The sequence below is a fragment of the Psychromarinibacter halotolerans genome (genome assembly GCF_029168315.1).
Lineage (GTDB): Bacteria > Pseudomonadota > Alphaproteobacteria > Rhodobacterales > Rhodobacteraceae > Psychromarinibacter > Psychromarinibacter halotolerans.
On sequence record NZ_JARGYD010000004.1, the window covers coordinates 430,633 to 451,140 of the forward strand.

General features: G+C 66.7%; 18 protein-coding genes. 5 read left to right on the forward strand and 13 right to left on the reverse strand.

Annotation, left to right across the window (positions count from 1 at the left end; translation table 11 throughout):
* Window positions 1-59: 59 nt before the first annotated feature.
* The 3 genes from P1K30_RS13210 to gltX form a co-directional block, all read right to left on the reverse strand.
* Window positions 60-1,385, reverse strand: a complete 1,326-nt coding sequence (locus tag P1K30_RS13210; protein WP_275633214.1) for a cytochrome-c peroxidase — start codon at window positions 1,383-1,385, stop codon at window positions 60-62.
* Window positions 1,386-1,781: 396 nt separating this feature from the next.
* Window positions 1,782-3,077, reverse strand: a complete 1,296-nt coding sequence (gene gltA, locus P1K30_RS13215) for a citrate synthase (protein ID WP_275633215.1) — start codon at window positions 3,075-3,077, stop codon at window positions 1,782-1,784.
* Window positions 3,078-3,148: 71 nt separating this feature from the next.
* Window positions 3,149-4,552, reverse strand: a complete 1,404-nt coding sequence (gene gltX / locus P1K30_RS13220) for a glutamate--tRNA ligase (RefSeq protein ID WP_275633216.1) — start codon at window positions 4,550-4,552, stop codon at window positions 3,149-3,151.
* A 78-nt stretch (window positions 4,553-4,630) separates the two neighbouring features.
* Between gltX and P1K30_RS13225 the strand changes: the two genes are divergently transcribed.
* A complete protein-coding gene (locus P1K30_RS13225) occupies window positions 4,631-6,655 on the forward strand; it encodes a ComEC/Rec2 family competence protein (RefSeq protein WP_275633217.1) in 2,025 nt (674 codons plus the stop codon).
* On the opposite strand, the gene lexA is transcribed toward P1K30_RS13225, so the two are convergent.
* The 6 genes from lexA to P1K30_RS13255 all read right to left on the reverse strand — a co-directional run bounded on the left by lexA (window position 6,649) and on the right by P1K30_RS13255 (window position 11,500).
* Window positions 6,649-7,335 carry a transcriptional repressor LexA gene (gene lexA / locus P1K30_RS13230; RefSeq protein WP_275633301.1) on the reverse strand — a complete coding sequence of 229 codons (687 nt, stop codon included), beginning with the start codon at window positions 7,333-7,335 and terminating at the stop codon, window positions 6,649-6,651. The genes P1K30_RS13225 and lexA overlap by 7 nt on opposite strands.
* 122 nt (window positions 7,336-7,457) lie before the next feature.
* On the reverse strand, window positions 7,458-8,630 hold the full coding sequence (locus tag P1K30_RS13235; RefSeq protein ID WP_275633218.1) for a molybdopterin molybdotransferase MoeA: 1,173 nt from the start codon (window positions 8,628-8,630) through the stop codon (window positions 7,458-7,460).
* Entirely contained in the window at window positions 8,627-9,103 is a 477-nt protein-coding gene (moaC, locus tag P1K30_RS13240) for a cyclic pyranopterin monophosphate synthase MoaC (RefSeq protein WP_275633219.1), read from the reverse strand. Before moaC ends, P1K30_RS13235 begins: the two co-directional genes overlap by 4 nt.
* Window positions 9,103-9,906 (reverse strand): indole-3-glycerol phosphate synthase TrpC, encoded by an 804-nt coding sequence (trpC, locus tag P1K30_RS13245; protein WP_275633220.1) that lies wholly within the window; start codon window positions 9,904-9,906, stop codon window positions 9,103-9,105. The genes moaC and trpC overlap by 1 nt, the downstream gene beginning before the upstream one ends.
* Entirely contained in the window at window positions 9,903-10,922 is a 1,020-nt protein-coding gene (gene trpD, locus P1K30_RS13250; protein ID WP_275633221.1) for an anthranilate phosphoribosyltransferase, read from the reverse strand. Before trpD ends, trpC begins: the two co-directional genes overlap by 4 nt.
* Complete coding sequence (locus P1K30_RS13255) at window positions 10,919-11,500, reverse strand: anthranilate synthase component II (RefSeq protein WP_275633222.1); 582 nt, start codon at window positions 11,498-11,500, stop codon at window positions 10,919-10,921. Before P1K30_RS13255 ends, trpD begins: the two co-directional genes overlap by 4 nt.
* 133 nt (window positions 11,501-11,633) lie before the next feature.
* On the opposite strand from P1K30_RS13255, the gene P1K30_RS13260 reads away from it, so the two are divergent.
* Window positions 11,634-13,571: a polysaccharide deacteylase family 2 protein gene (locus P1K30_RS13260; RefSeq protein WP_275633223.1), complete on the forward strand. Its 1,938-nt coding sequence runs from the start codon at window positions 11,634-11,636 to the stop codon at window positions 13,569-13,571.
* A 3-nt stretch (window positions 13,572-13,574) separates the two neighbouring features.
* On the opposite strand, the gene trpE is transcribed toward P1K30_RS13260, so the two are convergent.
* The 4 genes from trpE to fabI all read right to left on the reverse strand — a co-directional run bounded on the left by trpE (window position 13,575) and on the right by fabI (window position 18,571).
* A complete protein-coding gene (gene trpE, locus P1K30_RS13265; RefSeq protein WP_275633224.1) occupies window positions 13,575-15,089 on the reverse strand; it encodes an anthranilate synthase component I in 1,515 nt (504 codons plus the stop codon).
* Between the two features lie 6 nt (window positions 15,090-15,095).
* Window positions 15,096-17,105 carry a peptidylprolyl isomerase gene (locus P1K30_RS13270; RefSeq protein ID WP_275633225.1) on the reverse strand — a complete coding sequence of 670 codons (2,010 nt, stop codon included), beginning with the start codon at window positions 17,103-17,105 and terminating at the stop codon, window positions 15,096-15,098.
* Between the two features lie 122 nt (window positions 17,106-17,227).
* Window positions 17,228-17,731: a xanthine phosphoribosyltransferase gene (gpt, locus tag P1K30_RS13275; RefSeq protein WP_275633226.1), complete on the reverse strand. Its 504-nt coding sequence runs from the start codon at window positions 17,729-17,731 to the stop codon at window positions 17,228-17,230.
* Window positions 17,732-17,764: 33 nt separating this feature from the next.
* Complete coding sequence (fabI, locus tag P1K30_RS13280) at window positions 17,765-18,571, reverse strand: enoyl-ACP reductase FabI (protein WP_275633227.1); 807 nt, start codon at window positions 18,569-18,571, stop codon at window positions 17,765-17,767.
* Between the two features lie 163 nt (window positions 18,572-18,734).
* On the opposite strand from fabI, the gene pdxH reads away from it, so the two are divergent.
* From pdxH to P1K30_RS13295, 3 genes are all read left to right on the forward strand, one after another.
* Window positions 18,735-19,355 carry a pyridoxamine 5'-phosphate oxidase gene (gene pdxH / locus P1K30_RS13285; protein ID WP_275633228.1) on the forward strand — a complete coding sequence of 207 codons (621 nt, stop codon included), beginning with the start codon at window positions 18,735-18,737 and terminating at the stop codon, window positions 19,353-19,355.
* 137 nt (window positions 19,356-19,492) lie between these two features.
* On the forward strand, window positions 19,493-20,029 hold the full coding sequence (locus P1K30_RS13290; RefSeq protein ID WP_275633229.1) for a cold-shock protein: 537 nt from the start codon (window positions 19,493-19,495) through the stop codon (window positions 20,027-20,029).
* Entirely contained in the window at window positions 20,029-20,499 is a 471-nt protein-coding gene (locus P1K30_RS13295) for a DUF192 domain-containing protein (RefSeq protein ID WP_275633230.1), read from the forward strand. Before P1K30_RS13290 ends, P1K30_RS13295 begins: the two co-directional genes overlap by 1 nt.
* The last annotated feature ends 9 nt before the right edge of the window (window positions 20,500-20,508 follow it).

Genomic DNA, 20,508 nt, shown 5'->3' on the forward strand with positions numbered 1-20,508 from the left:
CGCGGTCTCCTTCGGACCGTCAAGCTAGCGCAGGCTGCCGCGATTGGCGATGCGGCGGTTCAGTCCACCGGCAGGCCGCTGGGCACCGCGTCGGGCCGGCCCAGCGGGCGGTCTGCGGCCGTCCGCCCCGTGAGGCATTCAAGGAAGGCGACGAGTTCGGCGATTTCCGTGTCGGTCAGCGTCGGCACGTCGACATCGACCCGCGCGAGCATCCGAGCGTCCTCCAGCCTGTCCTCGCGCATCACGAAATCCGCGTTCGACAGCCACGGCACATCCGGCAGGCCCGCCAGTTCGGGCGTCCACGCGGCAAGGCTGGCGGCGGGGTCGACGTGGTGCCGGATCATCGCTTCCAGTGTTGGCATCGACCCGTTGTGCCCATACGGCGCGGTCAGCGCCACGTTGCGCAGGGACGGGGTGCGGAAGCGGTAGGCGTCGGCAAGGTCGTCAGTCTTCAGCATCCGCCCGATATCGCGCGGTACCGGGTCCCACGGACGGGTCTTGCCGGGGCCGAAATGCGGCAGGGCAAGCGCATGGAACTGCTGATCGGTGAACAGCGGGCCCGAGTGGCAAGAGGAACACTGCGCTTCGCCGAAGAACAGGTTCATCCCGCGCAGTTCGGGCGCTTCCAGCGCGTCGGGTTCTCCGGCGAGGTAGGCGTCGAAATCGCTGTCGTGGCTGCGCCATTCCTGCGCCTCGAAGGCGGCGATGGCATTTGCGATCTCGACGATCGTGATGTCCTCGGCGCTGGCGACATGATCGTAGGCGGCGGTGAACATGCGGACATAGGCGGGGATTTCCCGGATCCGGGCAGCGATCACCGGCCAGCCGCCGTCCAGCCGGGGCACCACGGCATCGGCGATGTCGTTCTCGCCCGGGTTGCCTGCCATCTCGTCCTGGCTGGTGATCGGGAACAGCGCCTGCACCGCGAGGATCGAGGTCAGGCCCTCGGGCAGCCAGTCTTCCGCCGGTGAATCGAACCCGTTGCCCCAGCGGTCGCCCAGTTGCAGCCGCCCATCGTGGAACACCGAAGAGATGCCCTTGTGCCCAAGGTTCCAGATCGGCGGGGCGCTGCGCGGGATACGGGCGTGGATGCGCATGGTCTCATAGCCCGGAGACCTGTCGCGGCCGATGCCTTCGCCGCCTTCGCCGATGCCCAGCGACAGGCCGTCGGCACCGCTCAGGTCGTGATGGTGGCAGGTGCCGCAGCTGATGTTGCGGTTGCCGGACAGCACCTTGTCGTAGAACAGCAGGCGGCCGATGGCGGCAAGTTCGGGGTCGGTCTGGATAAAATCCGCGTCGTCGATTGGATCGGGCAGGTCGAAGGCAAGGGCGGGGGTGACGGCTGCGGTCAGGTACAGAATGGTGGGAATAAGCTTGCGAAACATGGTTTGCCCTTTCGGCGGACTTACAACAGGGGCGAAGTTGGGGGCACTGCGACGGGCACGACGTCCCGCTGGCCGGGGGCGTGCGGTGTCATTGGCTGCGGGCGGCTGAGATGTCGCATGCCGGGGCCTGATAAAATGGTTCTGCGGTTCGGATCGCTCCGGACCGGCAATCAACAATGGTTCTTCAATCGAAAGGCAGTTTGGCGGGCGCTGTTACGCTAAGTCAAGCGCGGGTCCGGGCGATGCTTGCACAGACGGAACATGGCAGCGAAAAAATTTGGGCTGCGGGCCGGGGTAAGCAGGTTCGGGGCGAATGGGGCGGGGCCGCGACTGGGCCTGAAAACGAAAACGGCGGACCCGAAGGCCCGCCGTCTGGTATCTTGATGCCACCGCCGATCAGCGGTTTTCGACATCCACGTAGTCGCGGAACGTCGCGCCGGTGTACAGCTGACGCGGGCGGCCGATCTTGTGCGCCGGATCCGACAGCTGTTCCTTCCACTGCGAAATCCAGCCCACGGTCCGCGCCAGCGCGAAGATCGGGGTGAACATCGAGGTCGGGAAGCCCATCGCGTCAAGGATGATGCCCGAGTAGAAGTCGACGTTCGGGTACAGCTTCTTGTCCTTGAAGTACGGATCTTCCAGCGCGATGCGCTCCAGTTCCTTGGCGGTCTGCAGGGTCGGGTTGTTCTCGACACCCAGCAGGTCCAGCACTTCGTCGGCGGATTGCTTCATCACCTTCGCGCGCGGGTCGAAGTTCTTGTAGACCCGGTGGCCGAAGCCCATCAGGCGGAACGGATCGTTCTTGTCCTTCGCCTTTTCGATGTACTCGGGGATGCGGTCCGGCGTGCCGATTTCGCGCAGCATTTCCAGGCAGGCCTGGTTGGCGCCGCCGTGGGCAGGACCCCACAGACAGGCGATACCGGCGGCGATGCAGGCGAACGGGTTGGCGCCCGAGGACGAGGCAAGACGCACCGTCGAGGTCGAAGCGTTCTGCTCGTGGTCGGCGTGCAGGGTGAAGATCCGGTCCATCGCGCGGCTCAGGATCGGGTTCACCTCGTATTCCTCGGCCGGGACCGAGAAGCACATGCGCAGGAAGTTCGACGCATAGTCGAGATCGTTGCGCGGATACACGAAGGGCTGGCCGATGTGGTACTTGTAGGCCCACGCCGCGATGGTCGGCATCTTGGCGATCAGGCGGATCGAGGCGACCTCGCGCTGCCACGGATCGCTGATGTCGGTCGAGTCGTGGTAGAAGGCCGACATCGCGCCCACAACGCCGACCATGATGGCCATCGGGTGCGCGTCGCGGCGGAAACCGCGATAGAAGTAGGTCATCTGCTCGTGCAGCATCGTGTGGTTGGTCACACGGCTTTCGAAGTCTTCCAGCTGGTCGGCGGTCGGCAGTTCGCCGTACAGCAGCAGATAGCAGACTTCGAGGAAGTGCGATTTTTCGGCCAGCTGGTCGATCGGATAGCCGCGGTGCAGCAGCTCGCCCTTCTCGCCGTCGATGAAGGTGATGGTCGACGCGCACGAGGCGGTCGAGGTGAAACCGGGGTCGAACGTGAACACGTCGCCCTGTGCGTAGAGCTTGCCGATGTCGATGACATCCGGACCGGCGGTGGGCGAGTGCATCGGCAACTCGAGTTCCTTGCCGTCGATTTTCAGCGTCGCCGTCTTGTTGCTGTCTGCCATCTCATCCCTCTCTGAAAGGTACACCCCGGACGGGGCTACTCTGTGCAGGCACGGCGATCACCGTGCCCGGATCAAGCGGTTACATCGCCCAGGCGCGCGAGCGTTTCGTCACGGCCAAGGACCAGCATCATATCAAAAACGCTGGGAGACACCGAACGCCCGGCCAAGGCTGCCCTTAATGGCTGCGCCACCTTGCCAAGCTTGGTGTCATTCGCCTCGGCCACGTGCGTCACGACCTCTTCCAGCGCGTCGCGGTTCCAGCTAGCATTTTGCAACTGCGGCGTCAATTGAGCCAGTATACCACGGGATACATCGTCCAGCGCCTTGGCCGATTTCTCGTCCATTTCAAGCGGCCGGTCAGCCAGGACGAAATACGCCTTTTCAATAAGTTGCGGGAATGTCTTCGCGCGATCTTTCAGGCAGAACATCGCGCCGCGCAACGCCTGTGCATCTGCATCCGACAGGGTCGGCTCTTTTGCAGCCGCAAGGTAAGCCTGGATCTCTGGAACCAGCGCGTCATCGTCCGTCGCAGCGATGTGCTGACCGGAAAGGTGTTCGAGTTTCTTCATGTCGAAGCGGGCCGCCGACTTGCCGATTCCATCAAGGTCGAACCACTCTATTGCCTGCTCATCCGTGAAGAATTCGTCATCGCCGTGCGACCAGCCAAGCCGGGCCAGATAGTTGCGCATGGCGGCGGCGGGGAAGCCCATCGCCTGATACTCCTCGACCCCCAGCGCGCCGTGGCGCTTTGACAGCTTCTTGCCGTCGGGGCCGTGGATCAGCGGGATGTGCGCCCAGACCGGAACGTCCCATCCCATCGCGTCGTAAACCAGCATCTGTCGGGCGGCGTTGTTCAGGTGGTCATCGCCCCGGATCGCGTGGGTCACGCCCATGTCGTGATCGTCGACGACGACGGCCAGCATATAGGTCGGCGTGCCGTCCGACCGCAGCAAGATCATGTCGTCCAGCTGATCGTTCTTCACTTTGACGTCGCCCTGCACCTGATCGCGGATCACGGTGACGCCGTCCAGCGGCGCCTTGACCCGGATCACGAAGGGCAGGTCGGGGTGGGTCGACGGATCGGCATCGCGCCAGGGCGAGCGGAACAGGGTCGACTTGCCCTCGGCCTTCGCGGCCTCGCGGAAGGCGGCGATTTCCTCTTGCGTCGAAAAGCACTTGTAGGCCGTGCCCTCGGCCAGCATCTGGTTCGCTACCTCGGCATGGCGGTCGGCGCGTTCGAACTGGCTGACGGCATCGCCATCCCAGTCGAGCCCAAGCCATTTCATGCCGCGAAAGATCGCTTCGGTCGCCTCGGGGGTTGACCGGGCACGGTCGGTGTCCTCGATCCGCAGCAGGAACTTGCCGCCCCGGCCCCGTGCATAGAGCCAGTTGAACAGCGCCGTCCGGGCGGTGCCGATGTGCATGTAGCCGGTGGGAGACGGCGCGATCCGGGTGACGACGGGGGCGTCGGTCATGGGCAACATTTACCTTTTGGAAAGGGTGCGGAACTAGGCTTGCCAGCGGTCTAGTCAATCGGGGTCAGGAGGACAAGAGTGGCACCCCTTCGCTGGATCGTCGACGTGGTAGAGGCTCAGCGCGGGCACCTGTTTCCGTGGGCGCCGGTGGCGTTGGGCCTTGGGATCGCGGTGTATTTTGCGCTGACGGCGGAACCGGGGCGCGTCTTGCTGGCGGGCTGTGGCGCGGCGTGTCCGTCGGCCTGCGTCGCCGCGTGGTGGCTGGGCCCGCGCTGGTCGCCGTTCCTGCTGGTTCCGGCGTTGGTGCTGGCGGGCCTGTGTCTTGGCGCGCTGCGGGCGCATGTCGTGGCGGGACCGGTGCTGGGCTTTCGCTACTACGGCGCGGTCGAGGGGCGGATCGTCAACATCGACCGGTCGGCATCCGACGCCGTGCGACTGACGTTGGACCGGGTGGTTCTGGAACGCACCGCGCCGAACCGGACGCCGCATCGGGTGCGGGTATCGCTGCACGGCACCCAAGGCTGGATCGACCCGGTCCCGGGTCTGCGCGTGATGATGACGGCGCACCTGTCGCCCCCCTCGGGCCCGACCGAACCCGGCGGTTTCGATTTTCGCCGCATGGCATGGTTCGACCGGCTGGGCGCGGTGGGCTACACCCGGACGCCGGTGCTGGCCGTCGCCCCGGCGCGCGAAGGCGCCGCCGGGCTGCGGGTGCACCGTCTGCGCATGGCGATGTCGGCCGCGGTGCAGGCCGCCTTGCCCGGTGAGGCGGGCGCCTTCGCCGCCGCGCTGACCACGGGCGACCGATCCGGCATGAGCCGCGACACGCTGGAGGCATTGCGCGCGTCCAACCTTGCGCATCTGCTGGCGATTTCCGGGCTGCACATGGGGCTGCTGACGGGCTTTGTCTTCGCCGCCCTACGGCTGGCGATGGCACTGGCGCCCTATGCCGCGCTGCGCTGGCCGGTGAAGAAGCTGGCGGCGGCGGGCGCGCTGGCGGCGGGCGTGTTCTACTACCTTCTGTCCGGCGGCAACGTGGCGACAGAAAGGGCGCTGATCATGATCTCGGTCATGCTGGCGGCGGTGATGCTGGACCGGCGGGCGATCACCCTGCGTTCGGTTGCCATAGCGGCGCTGATCGTGTTGTGTCTGCGCCCCGAAACGCTGCTGGAACCGGGGTTCCAGATGTCCTTTGCGGCGACGACGGCGCTGGTCGCGGTGTTCGGCGCACTGCGCGAGATGCGCCGCTGGACGCCGCCCCGGTGGGCGAGACCAGCACTGGCGGTTTTCGTCTCGTCCGCCGTGGCGGGGCTGGCGACGGCGCCGGTGGCGGCGGCCCATTTCAACCGGCTGTCGGATTACGGTCTGATCGCGAACCTGCTGGCGGTGCCGGTGATGGGTACGCTGGTGATGCCCGTGGCGGTGCTGGCGGCGGTTTGCTGGCCGCTGGGACTGGCGCCGTTGGCGCTGCGGTTGATGCAGCCCGGGCTGGACTGGATACTTGGCGTGGCGCATCGGGTGTCGGACTGGCCGGGGGCGACGACCCCGGTGGTGTCGCCCGGGCCGTGGGTGCTGCCGGTGCTGGCGCTTGGGGCGCTGTGGCTGATCCTGTGGCAGGGGCGGGCGCGGCTGGCGGGGCTGGTGCCGATGGCGGTGGCCTTCATCCTGTGGTCGCAGGCGGACCGGCCGCCGCTGCTGATTTCGGACACCGGCGGGCTGGTCGGGGTGATGACGGACACCGGCCGCGCCTTGTCCAAGCCAAGGGGCGAAGGTTTCGTCGCCCTCAGTTGGCTGGAAAACGACGGCGACGCGGCGGCGCAGGAGGACGCCTTTGCCCGCCCCGCGATGGAGGCCGGATTGTTCGATCTGGACGGCCGCACCGTGTTGCATGTCACCGGGCGCGATGCCGCCGCGCGCGCGGACGCTGGATGCCGGACAGCCTCGCTTGTGATCCTGTCGACCGAGGACGAGGTGGCGGGCCCCTGCATCCTGATCAACGAAAAAAGGCTCCGGGAAACCGGAGCCTTGGCCGTCTATCCCGACGGCGGCGTTCTAAGGCTGGTCGGCGCGCAGGACGGTGCGCGCCGCCTGTGGTCTCAGTAGGTGCGGATCAGCCCGACAAGGCGACCCTGCACCTTCACCTGATCCTCGCGGAACACGCGGGTCTCATAGGCCGGGTTCGCGGCTTCCAGCGCGACGGCAGAGCCCTTGCGGCGGAACCGCTTCAGCGTAGCCTCGTGCCCTTCGACCAGCGCGACGACGATGTCGCCGTTGTCGGCGGCGTTGGTTTCGCGGATCACCACGATGTCGCCGTCGTTGATGCCGACGTCGATCATCGAATCCCCTTTGACCTCAAGCGCATAGTGGTGCGCCGGCCCGGTGACCATGCCGCCGGGGACGGACACGTTGTGTTCGACGTGGGAAATCGCCTCGATCGGGACACCGGCGGCGATGCGGCCCATCAGGGGCACATCCAGCGCGCCGCCGCTTTCGACCGGCATGGACGAGGCAGGTGGTTCCGACCGGCTGCCTTCGATGACGCGGGGGGTGAACCCGTTCTTTTCCAGCGCCTCGGGCAGCTTCACGATCTCGATCGCGCGGGCCCGGTGGGCAAGGCGGCGGATGAAGCCGCGTTCTTCCAGCGCGGTGATCAGGCGGTGGATGCCGGATTTCGAGCGCAGGTCCAGCGCATCCTTCATCTCGTCGAAGGACGGCGGCACGCCATCGCGCTGCATCCGGCGGTTAATGAACTCCAGTAGTTCCAGCTGCTTCTTGGTCAGCATTGTCTCACCCCATTCGAAATGCACGCGCCGAAGCGGTCTGCTGCGGGCCATGCGTTCATTAAATGTTCTATGCGCGTTCCCGCTATGTGTCAACGGTCATGCGAATCACTTGCACGGCGGGATCAGAGAGGGATGTAGTCGACCATTTCGCCCGCGCGGCGCGGGCCGTCATGCGGCGGGCGTACCAAAAGTGCGTCGGCAGCGGCCAGCACGGTCAGCAGCGAACTGTCCTGACGGTCATACGGCGCGATGCCCCCGGCGCTGAGTTTCGCGCGCATGTAGTGTTCGCGCGGCCCGTTCTGGCCGATGTCCGCATCCAGCGGCCGTTGCAGGCGCGGGGCGGGGCCGGTGCCAAGGCCCAGCATCGCGCGCAGGACTGGCAGCAGGAAGACCTGTCCGCAGACCATGGAAGACACCGGGTTGCCCGGCAACCCGATCAGGGTGGACCCACCCATGTGCCCGGCCATCAGCGGTTTGCCCGGCCGCATCGCGACTTTGTAGAAGCTGCGGTCCAGCCCCATCTCTTCGGCCGCCGGGGCGACAAGGTCGTGGTCGCCGACCGACGCACCACCGATGGTGACGATCAGGTCCGCGTCCGCCGCCAGCGTGAAGGCGGTGCGCAGCGACGGCAGGTTGTCGCGGGCGATGGGCAGCAGGCGAGCCTCTGCGCCCGCGGCGTCCAGCATGGCCTTCAGCCCGAACGAGTTGGACGCGATAATCTGGTCGCGCGACGGGGTTTCACCGGGCATCACCAGCTCGTCCCCGGTGGCGATCAACGCGACGACGGGGCGGCGGCGGACGGGGACGTCGGCGATGTTCATCGCCGCAAGCAACGCCACATCCTGCGGGCCAAGGCGGCGGGGCGCCTGAACGACCGAACCGGCGCGAAAGTCGCCGCCTGCGGGGCGCACGTAGACCTGCGGATCAAGATCGTCCTGCAACACGATGGTATCGCCGTCGCGCGCGGTATCTTCCTGAATCACCACGCGGTCGGCGCCCTCGGGCACCGGTGCGCCGGTAAAGATGCGGACAGCCTCGCCGGCCCCGACATTGCCGTCATAGCCATGCCCGGCAGCGGATTCTCCGACCACGCGGAACGTCGCGCCGGGGCGCACCTCGTCGGCCTTTACCGCATAGCCGTCCATCGCCGAGGCGGGAAACGGCGGCTGGTCGCGCAGGGCGGTGACGTCGGCCGCCAGCACGCGACCGGCGGCGCGGTCAAGCGGAACCGTCTCGGTCTCTGCGACAGTGACCAGCGCGAAGAGTTCGGCCAAAGCCTCGTCGACGGTGATCATGGGGCCTCGTAACGTCCCGATTTGCCGCCTTCTTTCAGCAGCAGGTGGATGTCCGAGATCACCATGTCCTTCTGCGCCGCCTTCACCATGTCGTACACGGTCAGGCAGGCGGTGCTGACGGCGGTCAGCGCCTCCATCTCGACGCCGGTCTGGCCGGTCGTCTTGACGGTGGCCTGCACGCGCAGTCCGGGCAGGCTGTCATCCGGGGTGACGTCGACCGACACCTTGGTGACGGGCAGGGGATGGCACAGCGGGATCAGGTCAGAGGTGCGCTTTGCCCCCATGATCCCGGCCAGCCGTGCGACGCCAGCGACGTCGCCCTTCTTGGCGCGCCCCTCGGTGATCAGGGCCAGGGTCTCGGGCGACATGATCACGCAGCCTTCGGCCACGGCCGTGCGCGAGGTGACGGCCTTGTCGGACACGTCCACCATGTGGGCGTCGCCCTTGGCGTCGAAATGGGTCAGTTCGGCCATCAGGCGGGCACCGGGTCGGCCAGCAACGCGCCGGTGGCGGCGGCCACGTCGTCCTGCCGCATCAGGCTTTCGCCGATCAGGAACGCCCGCGCGCCGTACTGCGCCATGTCGGCAAGGTCGGCGGGGGTGAAAAGGCCCGATTCCGAGATCAGGAACCGGTCGTCCGGCACCCGTTTCGACAGCTCGCGCGTGGTGTCCAGCGTCGTCTCGAAGGTCTTGAGGTTGCGGTTGTTGATGCCCAGCAGCGGCGACTTCAGCGCCAGCGCGCGGTCCAGTTCCTCGCCGTCGTGCACCTCGATCAGCACGTCCATGCCCCAGCCGAAGGCGGCATCCTCAAGCTCGGCGGCTTGTGCGTCGGACACGCTGGCAAGGATGATCAGGATGCAGTCGGCGTGCAGCGCGCGGGCCTCGGCCACCTGGTAGGTGTCGTACATGAAGTCCTTGCGCAGCGCCGGCAGCGACACCGCCGACCGCGCGGCGGTCAGAAACTCGTCGGCGCCCTGAAAGCTGGGGCCGTCGGTCAGCACCGACAGGCAGGTCGCGCCGCCCGCCTCGTAGGCGCGGGCCAGTGCGGGCGGGTCGAAATCGGGGCGGATCAAGCCCTTGGAGGGGCTCGCCTTCTTGATTTCGGCGATCAGGCCATAGCCCGTCGTCGCCGCGTCGCGCAGGCGGTCGGCAAAGCCGCGCACCGGCGGCGCGGCGCGGGCCGTGTCCTCGACATCCGCCAGCGGGCGGGCGGCTTTGCAGGCCGCGATATGGTCAAGCTTGTAGGCCTTGATCCGGTCCAGAACGTTGCCGCTCATGCTGCCTCCGTCGTGGCTTTCGCCAGTGCTTCCACTTTCGCGCGGGCGGCGCCGCTGTCGATGCTTTCCGCCGCCATGTCCGCGCCTTCCTTCAGGTCGCCCGCCTTCTCGGCCATCAGCAGGGCCGCGGCAGAGTTCAGCAACACCGCATCGCGATAGGCCGACGTCGTGCCGTTCAGCAAATCGCGGAAGGCGGCGGCGTTCTCGGCGGGCGTGCCGCCGATGATGTCCTCGAAGGGATGTACGGGCAGGCCGGCATCCTCGGGCGAGACTTCGAATTCGGTCACGTCGCCGTCTTTCAGCGCGGCGACCCATGACACGCCCGCAATCGACAGCTCGTCAGTGCCGTCGGACCCGTGAACCAGCCACGCGGCATCGGAGCCAAGCGTCTTCAGCGTCTCGGCCATCGGGCGAATGATCTCGCGCGAGAACGCGCCGGTCAGCTGGCGCTTTACCCCGGCGGGGTTGGTCAGCGGCCCAAGGATGTTGAAGATCGTGCGCGTCCCCAGCTCGGCGCGGGTGGGGCCGACATGGGCCATCGCCGGGTGGTGCATCGGGGCCATCATGAAACCGATACCGGTTTCGGCCATCGCCTTTTCCACCGCCTCGGCGGGCAGCATCACCTGCACGCCCATCTGGCTTAGCGCGTCGGCAGAGCCGGACTTGGACGACAGGTTGCGGTTACCGTGCTTGGCGACGGGAACCCCCGCGCCGGCCACTACGAAGGCGGTCGCGGTCGAGATGTTCAGCGTGCCCTTGCCGTCGCCGCCGGTGCCGACGATGTCGATGGCGCCTTCGGGCGCGGTCACCTTGTGGCATTTTGCGCGCATCACGGCGGCGGCGGCGGCGAATTCCTCGACCGTCTCGCCGCGCGTCCGCAGCGCCATAAGCAGGCCGCCGATCTGGCTGGGCGTCGCCTCGCCCGCGAACAGGATCTGGAAGGCTTTCTCGGCCTCTTCGCGGGTCAGCGGACGCTCGGCGGCGGCGCCGATCAGCGGTTTCAGGGCGTCGCTCATGCCGCCTCCGGCACGCGGTTCAGGAAGTTTTGCATCAGCTTGTGGCCATGCTCCGTAGCAATCGATTCCGGGTGGAACTGGACGCCCTCGATGGGCAGCTCGCGGTGGCGCAGACCCATGATCACGCCGTCCTCCAGCCACGCCGTGATTTCCAGTTCAGGGGGCAGGCTGTCGCGTTCCACCACCAGCGAGTGATAGCGCGTCGCCTTGAAGGGCGAGGGGAGGCCTTCGAAAACGCCGGTGTTGTTGTGCAGCACCGTGCCCATCTTGCCGTGCACGATCTCGTGGCAGCGTACCACCTTGCCGCCAAAGGCCTGACCGATGGTCTGGTGGCCAAGGCAGACGCCCATCAGCGGTGTCTTCGTCTCGGCCGCGGCGGCGGTCAGCGCAAGGCAGATGCCCGCGTCGTCGGGTGTGGCGGGGCCGGGGGACAGTAGTATCCCGTCGGGCTTCATCGCCATTGCGTCCTGCACGTTCAGAGCGTCGTTGCGGCGCACGACCACGTCGGCGCCAAGTTCGCCCAGATAGTGCGCGAGATTGTAGGTGAAACTGTCGTAGTTATCGATCAGCAGGATCATGTGCGGCCCGGCCTGTTACGGCTTCCGTTAGGGGGTGCCCCCGGTTTTTCATCGCGCTATACATGCTCAGAGGCCGGGCCGAGGGTCAAGGTGCCCGGCGCAATAACAATGAGGCGCGAGGGGGCGTGGGCACGTGCGTAGATTTCTGACGGGCGCTGTCGTTGGGGCCGTGGTCTCGGGGGCGGGGCTTGCACCGGTATCCTATTTCGGAGGCGTGGTGACGCTGGACGATCCGGCGCCGTCGACCGGCGCGGTCGAAGGTCCGGGCGACACCGTGTCCGGTCCTGCGGTGCCCGATGCCGAGCCACTGCCGCCGGAACCCTCCGACACGCCCGATGTCAGCGCGCCCGAGGTGAGCGAGGCCCCGGAACCAGACGCTTCGCCGGAAATTGCGTCAGAATCCGAGCCTGAGCCCGAGCCAGAAGCCGCCGAGACCGCGCCGCCCGAGGTCGATCCTGCGCCGGTCCCCGAGATCGCTGCGCCTGAAGAGCCTGCAACAACGGTCGAGACGCCGGAGGTTCCTGACACCCCGGGCAACGAGGAAACGGTGATGCCCGCGCCCGAGGCCGAGATGCCCGCAGCGCCCGATATGGACGCGCCGGCCGCGCCTGACATGCCTGCCGCGCCGGTTGCGGATACTCCGCCCGCGCCCGACTTGCCGGCAGAGGAGGTCACCGCCGCGCCCGAGGCCGTGGTGGATACGCTGCCCGAGGTGGAAGACATGCCCGAAGTCGCGACAGAGCGTCCCGCACCCGTGGAACCGGAACCGGCCGACGTCGTGGCGGACGCCCCCGAGGAACCCGTCGCGCCGTCCGAGGATGCGCCCGCCGAGGTGCCCGAGGTGGCCGGGGACTTGCCGGCCGATGACGCCGAGACGCCGATGATCGCAGCCCCGGAAAGCGCGCCGGACACGCCAGAGGCCAGTGCGCCGCCGGTGATCGCGGAGGTTCCGACCCCGCCCGCCGCACCGGAAGAGGACGCAGCGGGCGAGGCTCCGGTCGTCGCCGAAGCGGCACCGCCCGCGACCGACGCGCCCGCCATCGCAGAGCCGGACGCCACGCCGGATGTCCCGGCCAGTGTCGAGCCGCCAGAGGTTACCGACGCGCCCGCTGCGCCCATGCCGCCGGAGGACGAGACGTCTGATGGTGGCGTCGAGATCGCCTCTGCCGAACAGGCCCCCGCGACCGAGCCGGTTCCGCCCGCGATAGTGCAGCCAGACGCCGCGCCGGACGCGCCCGAGGTGTCCGACACGCCCGCCGAGCCGCCCGCGCCGGCGGTCGAGGCCGAGGACGATTCCCCCGGCTTCGGCAATCTTGCCCCCGGGATCACCACCGACCGCCTGCCGCGCATCGGCGCCGGCGCGCCCGAGCCGGAACCGGAACAGCCCGAGGCAGGACCGCAGCCGGCGCTGGACGCCTTTGCCGTTCCGTTCGAAGCAGTGCCGGGCAACCCGCTGATGTCGCTTGTGCTTCTTGATCCCGGCCCGTCGCGGCCCGATCCTGCCGCCCTCGCCGGGCTGCCGGTGCCGTTGACCGTGGTGGTCGACCCGATGCAACCGGGCGCGGCCGATGCGATGCGTGCCTACCGCGCCGCCGGTGTAGAGGTGGCCGTGCTGGCCCCGCTACCGGAAGGCGCCACGCCCGCCGATGTCGAGGTGGCGTTTCAGGAATACCTCGACACCGTGCCGCAGTCGGTTGCGGTGATGGACACGCCCGACGCCCGGATGCAGGCGAACCGCCCGCGTGCTGCGCAGGTGGCCGAGATCGCCGCCGCGACGGGGCGGGGGATCATCACCTACGAACGGGGCCTGAACTCGGCGCTTCAGGTCGCCGACACGATGGACGTGCCCGCGCTGGCGGTGTTCCGGTCCTTCGATGACGGCAGCGAAAGCGTTGCGGCGATGAAGCGGGTGCTGGATGTGGGGGCGTTCCGCGCCGGGCAGCAGGGCAGTGTCCTGCTGGTGGGCCACATGCGGCCCGACACGATCGCGGCGATCACCGAATGGGCGCTGGGGCAGCGGGCGACCAGCGTGACGCTGGCCCCGGCCTCTGCGCTGTTGAAGGCGCAGTAGGACCTAGCGGTTGCCCTTGCCCACGAAGCGCCCGGCGTCCTGCGCCGCGGCGCGGATCGCTTTGGATTTGTTGACGGTTTCCTGAAACTCGGCCTCGGGATCGCTGTCATAGACGACACCGCCGCCAGCCTGGATATACAGGTCGGTGCCCTTCAGAACGGCGGTGCGCAGCGCGATACACATATCCATGTCGCCGCCTGCGCTGAAATAGCCGACGCCGCCGCCGTAAACGCCGCGTTTCTCGGGCTCCAGTTCGTCGATGATCTCCATCGCGCGGACCTTGGGCGCGCCGGACACGGTGCCAGCAGGCAGACCGGCCAGAAGCGCGGACAGCGCGTCGTGTTCGTCCGACAGTTCGCCCACCACGTTCGACACGATGTGCATGACGTGGCTGTAGCGTTCGACGATGAACTTCTCGGTCGGGCGGACGGTGCCGATCTTTGCGACCCGGCCCACGTCGTTGCGGCCAAGGTCCAACAGCATCAGGTGCTCGGCGCATTCCTTCTCGTCGCCCATCAGGTCGGCCTCGTAGGCGCGGTCCTCTTCCGGCGTGGCGCCGCGGGGGCGGGTGCCGGCGATGGGGCGGATCGTGACCTCGTTGTCGAACACGCGGACAAGGATCTCGGGGCTGGCGCCGATGACCTGAAAGCCGCCGAAGTTGAAGAAGAACATGAACGGCGACGGGTTGGTGCGGCGCAAGCTGCGGTACAGCGCGAAGGGGGGCAGGGTGAATTCCTGCCGCCACCGCTGCGACGGCACCACCTGAAAGATGTCGCCCGCGCGGATGTATTCCTTGGCCTTCTCGACAGCCTCGAGATAGGCATCATGGCTGAAGTTCGACGTCATCTCGCCGATCTGCGCCGCCTCGCCAAGGTCGCGGCTGGTGTCGGACGGCACACGCTCAAGATCGCGCACCGCGTCCATCACCCGTTCGGCGGCCTGCGCATAGGCAGCCTTGGCCGACAGGCCAGAGGTCGTCCACGCGGGGGACACGACCGTCACCTCGCCCTTCACGCCATCCAGAACCGCGATCACCGACGGGCGCATCATCACGGCGTCGGGCAGGCCCAGCGGGTCGGGGTTCACGTCCGGCAGCGTTTCGACCAGCCGGATCATGTCATAGCCAAGATAGCCGAACAGCCCCGCGCTGGCGCCGGGCAGGTCGTCGGGCAGGTCGATCCGGCTTTCGGCGATCACCGCCCGCAGGGTGTCCAGCGGATGCCCGTCCAGCGGTTCGAACGCCTCGGCATCGAACCGGGCGGACCGGTTTAGCGCAGAGGTCTCGCCGTTGCAGCGCCAGACAAGGTCCGGCTTCATCCCGATGATCGAGTAGCGCCCGCGCACCTCGCCGCCGGTCACCGATTCCAGCATGAAGCTGTCCTTGCGGGCCTCGGTGAGCTTGAGCATCAGCGAGACGGGCGTGTCGAGGTCGGCCGCAAGGCGGGCATAAACGACTTGGTTCTCGCCCTTGTCGTACCCTTCGGCAAAGGCTTCGAAGGCGGGAGTAAGCTGGGCCATGTGGTGTTACGGGAACTGCGCGTGGACGGCGTTGATCGCCGTCTGGTTAAGGGAAATGCCCGCCTCGGACTGGACGGTCGCGGCATAGGCGCCCAGGATGTCCTGCCCCAGCGACGACGCGAGTTGATCGCGCAGTTGCGCGGCCGCGTCGGCATAGGCGGGGTCGGACAGGTCGGGTTCGTTGATCGCGTCCAGCCGGACGAGGTAGGCGGCATTGGTGCCTTCGATCGCCTGCGTGTCGCCGGGCTCCATCTCGAAGATGGCGGCAACGAAATCGGTCGGCGTGTCGGGGATAAAGCCGTCGCGGCCGATGCCGGTTTCGGTCACGTACTGGATGCCGGCCGGTTCCTCGACGATCGGGAAGTCCAACTCGGTGACCGCTTCGTCGGTCTCTGCCTCGGCGTCCGGCGTGTCGGTGGCGGTCGCGTCGCCCTCGGTCTCCGTCGCGGTATCTTCTTCCGTCGCGGGCTCCTCTTCAGAAGCATCCGTCACCGGCTCTTCCGCGGGGGTGTCATCCAAGGCGGTCTCCATGCCGGCCTCGGCCAGCGCGCGCGCCTGTTCGGCCAGTGCGGCCACGGTGTTCACCCGCCGCCATTCCGCTTCGACGTCATCGCGGGCCTCGTCGAAGGGTTCCACGCGGGGCTCGATCACCTCGTTGACGCGCAGGGCGAACAGCGCACCGTCGCTGGTTTCGATGATCTCGGGGAAATCGCCGACCTCTGCTTCCAGCGCGGCCTGACGGAACTCTAGGTACGCGGCGACGCCGTCGGTCGCACCCTCGGTCCAGTCGATCTGGCCGGTTTCCATCTCGGTTTCCTCGCCGACCTCTTCCAGCGTGGCGCCGCCAGCCAGAAGGTCATCGATGCCGTCGATCATATCCGCCACGGCGCGTCGGGCGGCGTCTGTGCGGTATTCGACCAGCAGCTGTTCGCGCGCCTCTTCGAAGGGCGTTTCCTGCGCTTCGAGCACGGCATTCATGCGGAACAGGGCCGGGCCGAAATCGGTGTCGATGGGGCCGACGACGCCGGGTTCTTCCAGCGCGAAGACAGGTTCCCCGGCGGCGCCAAGTTCGTCCTGCGCGACGTCGCCCATGTCGACATCCACAAGGTCCAGCCCGCGTTCAGCCACCAGATCCTCGAACGTGGTCTCGCCAGCGGCAAGCGCGTCGGCGGCGGTCTGCGCGGCGGCGGGGTCGGTGTAGATCAGCCGTTCCACAAGACGGCGCTCGGGCTGGCGGAACTCGTCAATGCGCTCGTCGTACAGGCGCTGAAGCGCCTCGTCGTCGCCTTCGATGGTGCCTGCGACCATTTCGGGGGTGATCAGCGCATAGGTGATGTCACGGGTCTCGGGCAGCATGAAGCTGTCGGGGTTCTCTTCCCAGAAGGCGCTCAGGTCGTCTTCGGACGGATCGGCGATCGGGGTATCCAGATCCTCGGCGGTCAGCACCGTCCAAGTGAAATCGCGGGTTTCCTCGGCATAGCTCAGAAGCGCGTCGACATAGGCGTCGGGCATCGCCGCCGCGCCCGACACGGCTTCTTGCATCAGCGTGCGGGCGAGGTCCATGCGCAGACCTTCCTCGAACTCGCTTTCGCTGAGGCCGGCGTTCTGCAGCGCAAAGCGATAGCCTTCGCGGTCGAACTCGCCGTCGACGCCTTGGAAGGCGGTGATGTTCAGGACCTGCTCTCCGACCCGCTGGTCGCCGACGGACAGGCCGATGCGCTCGGCCTCGTTCTCCAGCGCGGTGGTGGACAGGATGCGTTGCAGCACCGCTTGGTCGATGCCGAACATCTGCGCCTGTTGCAGGGTCAGGTTGGTGCCGAATTGCTGGGACAGGCTGGCCAGTTCGTTCTGAAGCTCGCGCGCGTAGCGGTCGACCGAGATGTCGCGATTGCCGACGGATCCGACCGAGTTCACCGTGCCGCCGAAGTTGGTGGCGCCGAAACCGGCAAGGCCGACAATCAGCAGAAGCAGGATCACCCAGACTACTGCGTTGTACGCGGATTTCTTCTTAGCCATCGCCCGGTGTCCCCTGGTTCCCTCTGAGCCTGTCTGGGCTGTCTAAAGGGGCGAGGGCAGGGGGGCAAGGGGCCGCGGAACGCCTTGTGCGCAGGCTTGCGGCGTCGTGATCGGTCTGTCGATCAATCGCTGCCGCGATAGGGCTTCACGTATTGCATCGCCATGTCCCAAGGGAAGAAGATCCACGTGTCCTGGCTGACGCCGGTGATGAAGGTGTCGACCATCGGCTCGCCCTGCGGTTTGGCGTAGACGGTGGCGAAGTGCGCCTGCGGATACATCCGGCGGACCAGTTCCAGCGTCTTGCCGGTGTCCACAAGGTCATCGACGATAAGGATGCCGGTGCCGTCGCCCATCATCTCGGCGTTGGGCGCCTTCAGGACCTTGGCGTCGGCTTGGCTTTGGTTGTCGTAGCTTTTGACGCTGATCGTATCGACCGTACGGATGTCGAGTTCGCGGCTGACGATCATCGCGGGGGCCATGCCGCCCCGGGTGATGGCCACGACGGCGCGCCATGCGCCGTTGTCCGGGCCCTTGCCGTCAAGGCGCCACGCCAGCGCACGGCTGTCGCGATGGATCTGGTCCCAGCTGACGTGAAACCCCTTTTCGTGCGGCAGTCGATCACTCATCGCGGCTGGTCCTCCCGGGTTGGCTGTGCGCGGTCAGTTCTTTTCGATGTCGGGCGCGTCGACGGCCTTCATGCCCACGACGTGGTAACCCGAGTCGACGTGATGCGTTTCACCCGTGACGCCCGCGCCGAGATCGGACAGCAGGTACAGGGCGGAATTGCCGACCTGATCGATGGTCACGTTGCGGCGCAGGGGCGAGTTGAATTCGTTCCACTTCAGGATGTAGCGGAAGTCGCCGATGCCGCTGGCGGCCAGCGTCTTGATCGGGCCCGCGCTGATCGAGTTCACGCGAATACCGTCCTTGCCAAGGTCCTCGGCGAGATAGCGCACCGAAGCCTCCAGCGCGGCTTTCGCGATGCCCATGACGTTATAGTGGGGCATCACGCGCTCGGCGCCGTAGTAGGTCATCGTCAGCATCGCGCCGCCGTCGGGCATCATCGCCGCCGCGCGCTTGGCCACGGCGGTGAACGAGAACACCGAGATGTCCATCGTCATCATGAAGTTGGCGCGGCTGGTGTCGACGTAGCGGCCGCGCAACTCGTTCTTGTCGGAAAAGCCGATGGCGTGGACCACGAAGTCCAGCTTGCCCCATTTTTCCTGCAGCGCGTCGAACAGCGCGTCGATGCTGGCCTCGTCCCCGACGTCGCAGGGCAGGACCACGTCCGACCCAAGGCTGGACGCCAGCGGTTCGACCCGCTTTTTCAGCGCATCGCCTTGATAGGAAAAGGCAAGTTCGGCTCCGGCGTTGGACAGCGCCTTGGCGATGCCCCACGCGATGGATTTGTCGTTGGCCAGCCCCATGATCAGGCCGCGTTTTCCCGCCATCAAGTCTTGTGCCATGGGTCGCCTCTGAAACCTAAGATTGTTGCCTGCTTTAGGATAACCGGCCGTGCGCTTCAAGAGCCGGGCCCGAGGGTGGCGTAGCGGCAAGTGTCCGAGGACAGGGCTTGCTCCATGTGTGTCAGGGGTTTACCCCTAGCGGGTGATTTCACGGGAGACACTTATGAGCGGATCCGCGCCCGTCAGCAGAAGCGGTATCTTCGCCGGCGACGACCCTTTCGAGATCGTGCGCGCTTGGCAGGCAGAGGCCAAAGAGACCGAGATCAACGATCCCGACGCCATCGCGCTGGCGACGGTGGATGCCGACGGTCTTCCGAACGCGCGCATGGTGCTTCTGCGCGAGACCGAGGCCGACGCCTTTGTGTTCTACACCAACTACGAGTCCGCGAAGGGCACCGAACTGCTGGCCAGCGGCAAGGCGGCCTTCGTGATGCATTGGAAGTCTTTGCGGCGCCAAATCCGCGTTCGCGGCCTTGTTGAACAGGAAAACGGGGCCGGGGCGGATAACTATTTTGCCAATCGTCCATTGCAAAGTAGGATCGGCGCGTGGGCATCTGACCAGTCGCGCCCACTCAAGAGCCGTGCCGAACTGATGGCGCGGGTTGCGAAGGCCGGCGTCACTCATGGCCCTAGCCCGAAACGGCCGCCCTACTGGGGCGGGTTCCGCATTCGGCCGCTTGAAATCGAATTCTGGGCAGACGGGGACTTCCGGCTGCACGACCGCTTCCGCTGGACGCGGAGCGACATTTCGTCGGCGTGGGACGTCGATAGGTTGTATCCTTGAGGCGCTGACCAAGTATTTGGCGCCAAATTGTTATTGGTAACCAGTTTGTTCTGGACTTTCGCCGCGAGGGGCGGTGAGTAGTATAACGACGCAACTGTCCGGTGTTAAATTCAAAAACCGGACGCCGTAGGTGGGCGATGACCGACGGAAATCACAGTTTCGCATCTGTCGAAGGGCAGGTGAAGTGGTTCGATCCCGTGAAAGGGTTCGGCTTTGTCGTGCCTGATGGCGGCGGCCGAGACATCCTGCTGCATGCGAACGTGTTGCGCAATTTCGGCCAGAACTCTGTCGCCGACGGGTCGTTGATCACGCTGACCGTGCAAGAGACCCCGCGCGGCATTCAAGCGGTGCAGGTTCTTAGCATCCAACCGCCGGGCGGAGAGACGGCGCCGCCGCTGGACGAACTTGCGTCCGACGACGAGGATCTCGACCTTGCCGCGGTGCCGGCGGAGCCGGCGCGGGTGAAGTGGTTCGACAAGGGCAAGGGCTTTGGCTTTGCCAACGTGTTCGGCCGACCAGAGGACATCTTCATTCACATAGAAGTGTTGCGCCGGTCTGGCTTTGCCGACCTGCAGCCCGGCGAGGCGGTTGTCCTGCGCGTCGTGGACGGGCATCGTGGACGCATGGCCGCTCAGGTGGTCGCGTGGGATACGGTGTTGAGGTCGAAAGAGTGATGTTGCGTGTTATCGGGGCGGCCGGGATCGCCCTGCTTCAGGCCGGGGCCGTGCAGGCAGCCTGTTCCGAGAATTCCGTCGTCTTCCGCACGGATCGCGGCCAGACCCAGTTCACGGTCGAGATCGCGGACGACCGCGAAGAGATCACCCGCGGGCTGATGCACCGCGAGTCGATGCCGGCGAAAGCGGGGATGCTGTTCGTCTATCCGCGTCCGGCGCCGGTGGCGTTCTGGATGCGCAACACGCTGATTCCGCTGGATATGATCTTCATCGGGTCGGATGGTGTCGTCCGCAAGGTGCACGAGAACGCCGTCCCGCTGGACGAAACCCCAATCCCCGGCGGCAATGACATCCAGTACGTGCTGGAAATCAACGGCGGCATGGCCGCGCTGCTGGGCATCGAGGCAGGGGCAGAGATGCGGCATCCCGCTGTCGATCCCGCACAGGCCGCGTGGCCCTGCACCGAGTGATCGCTCGCT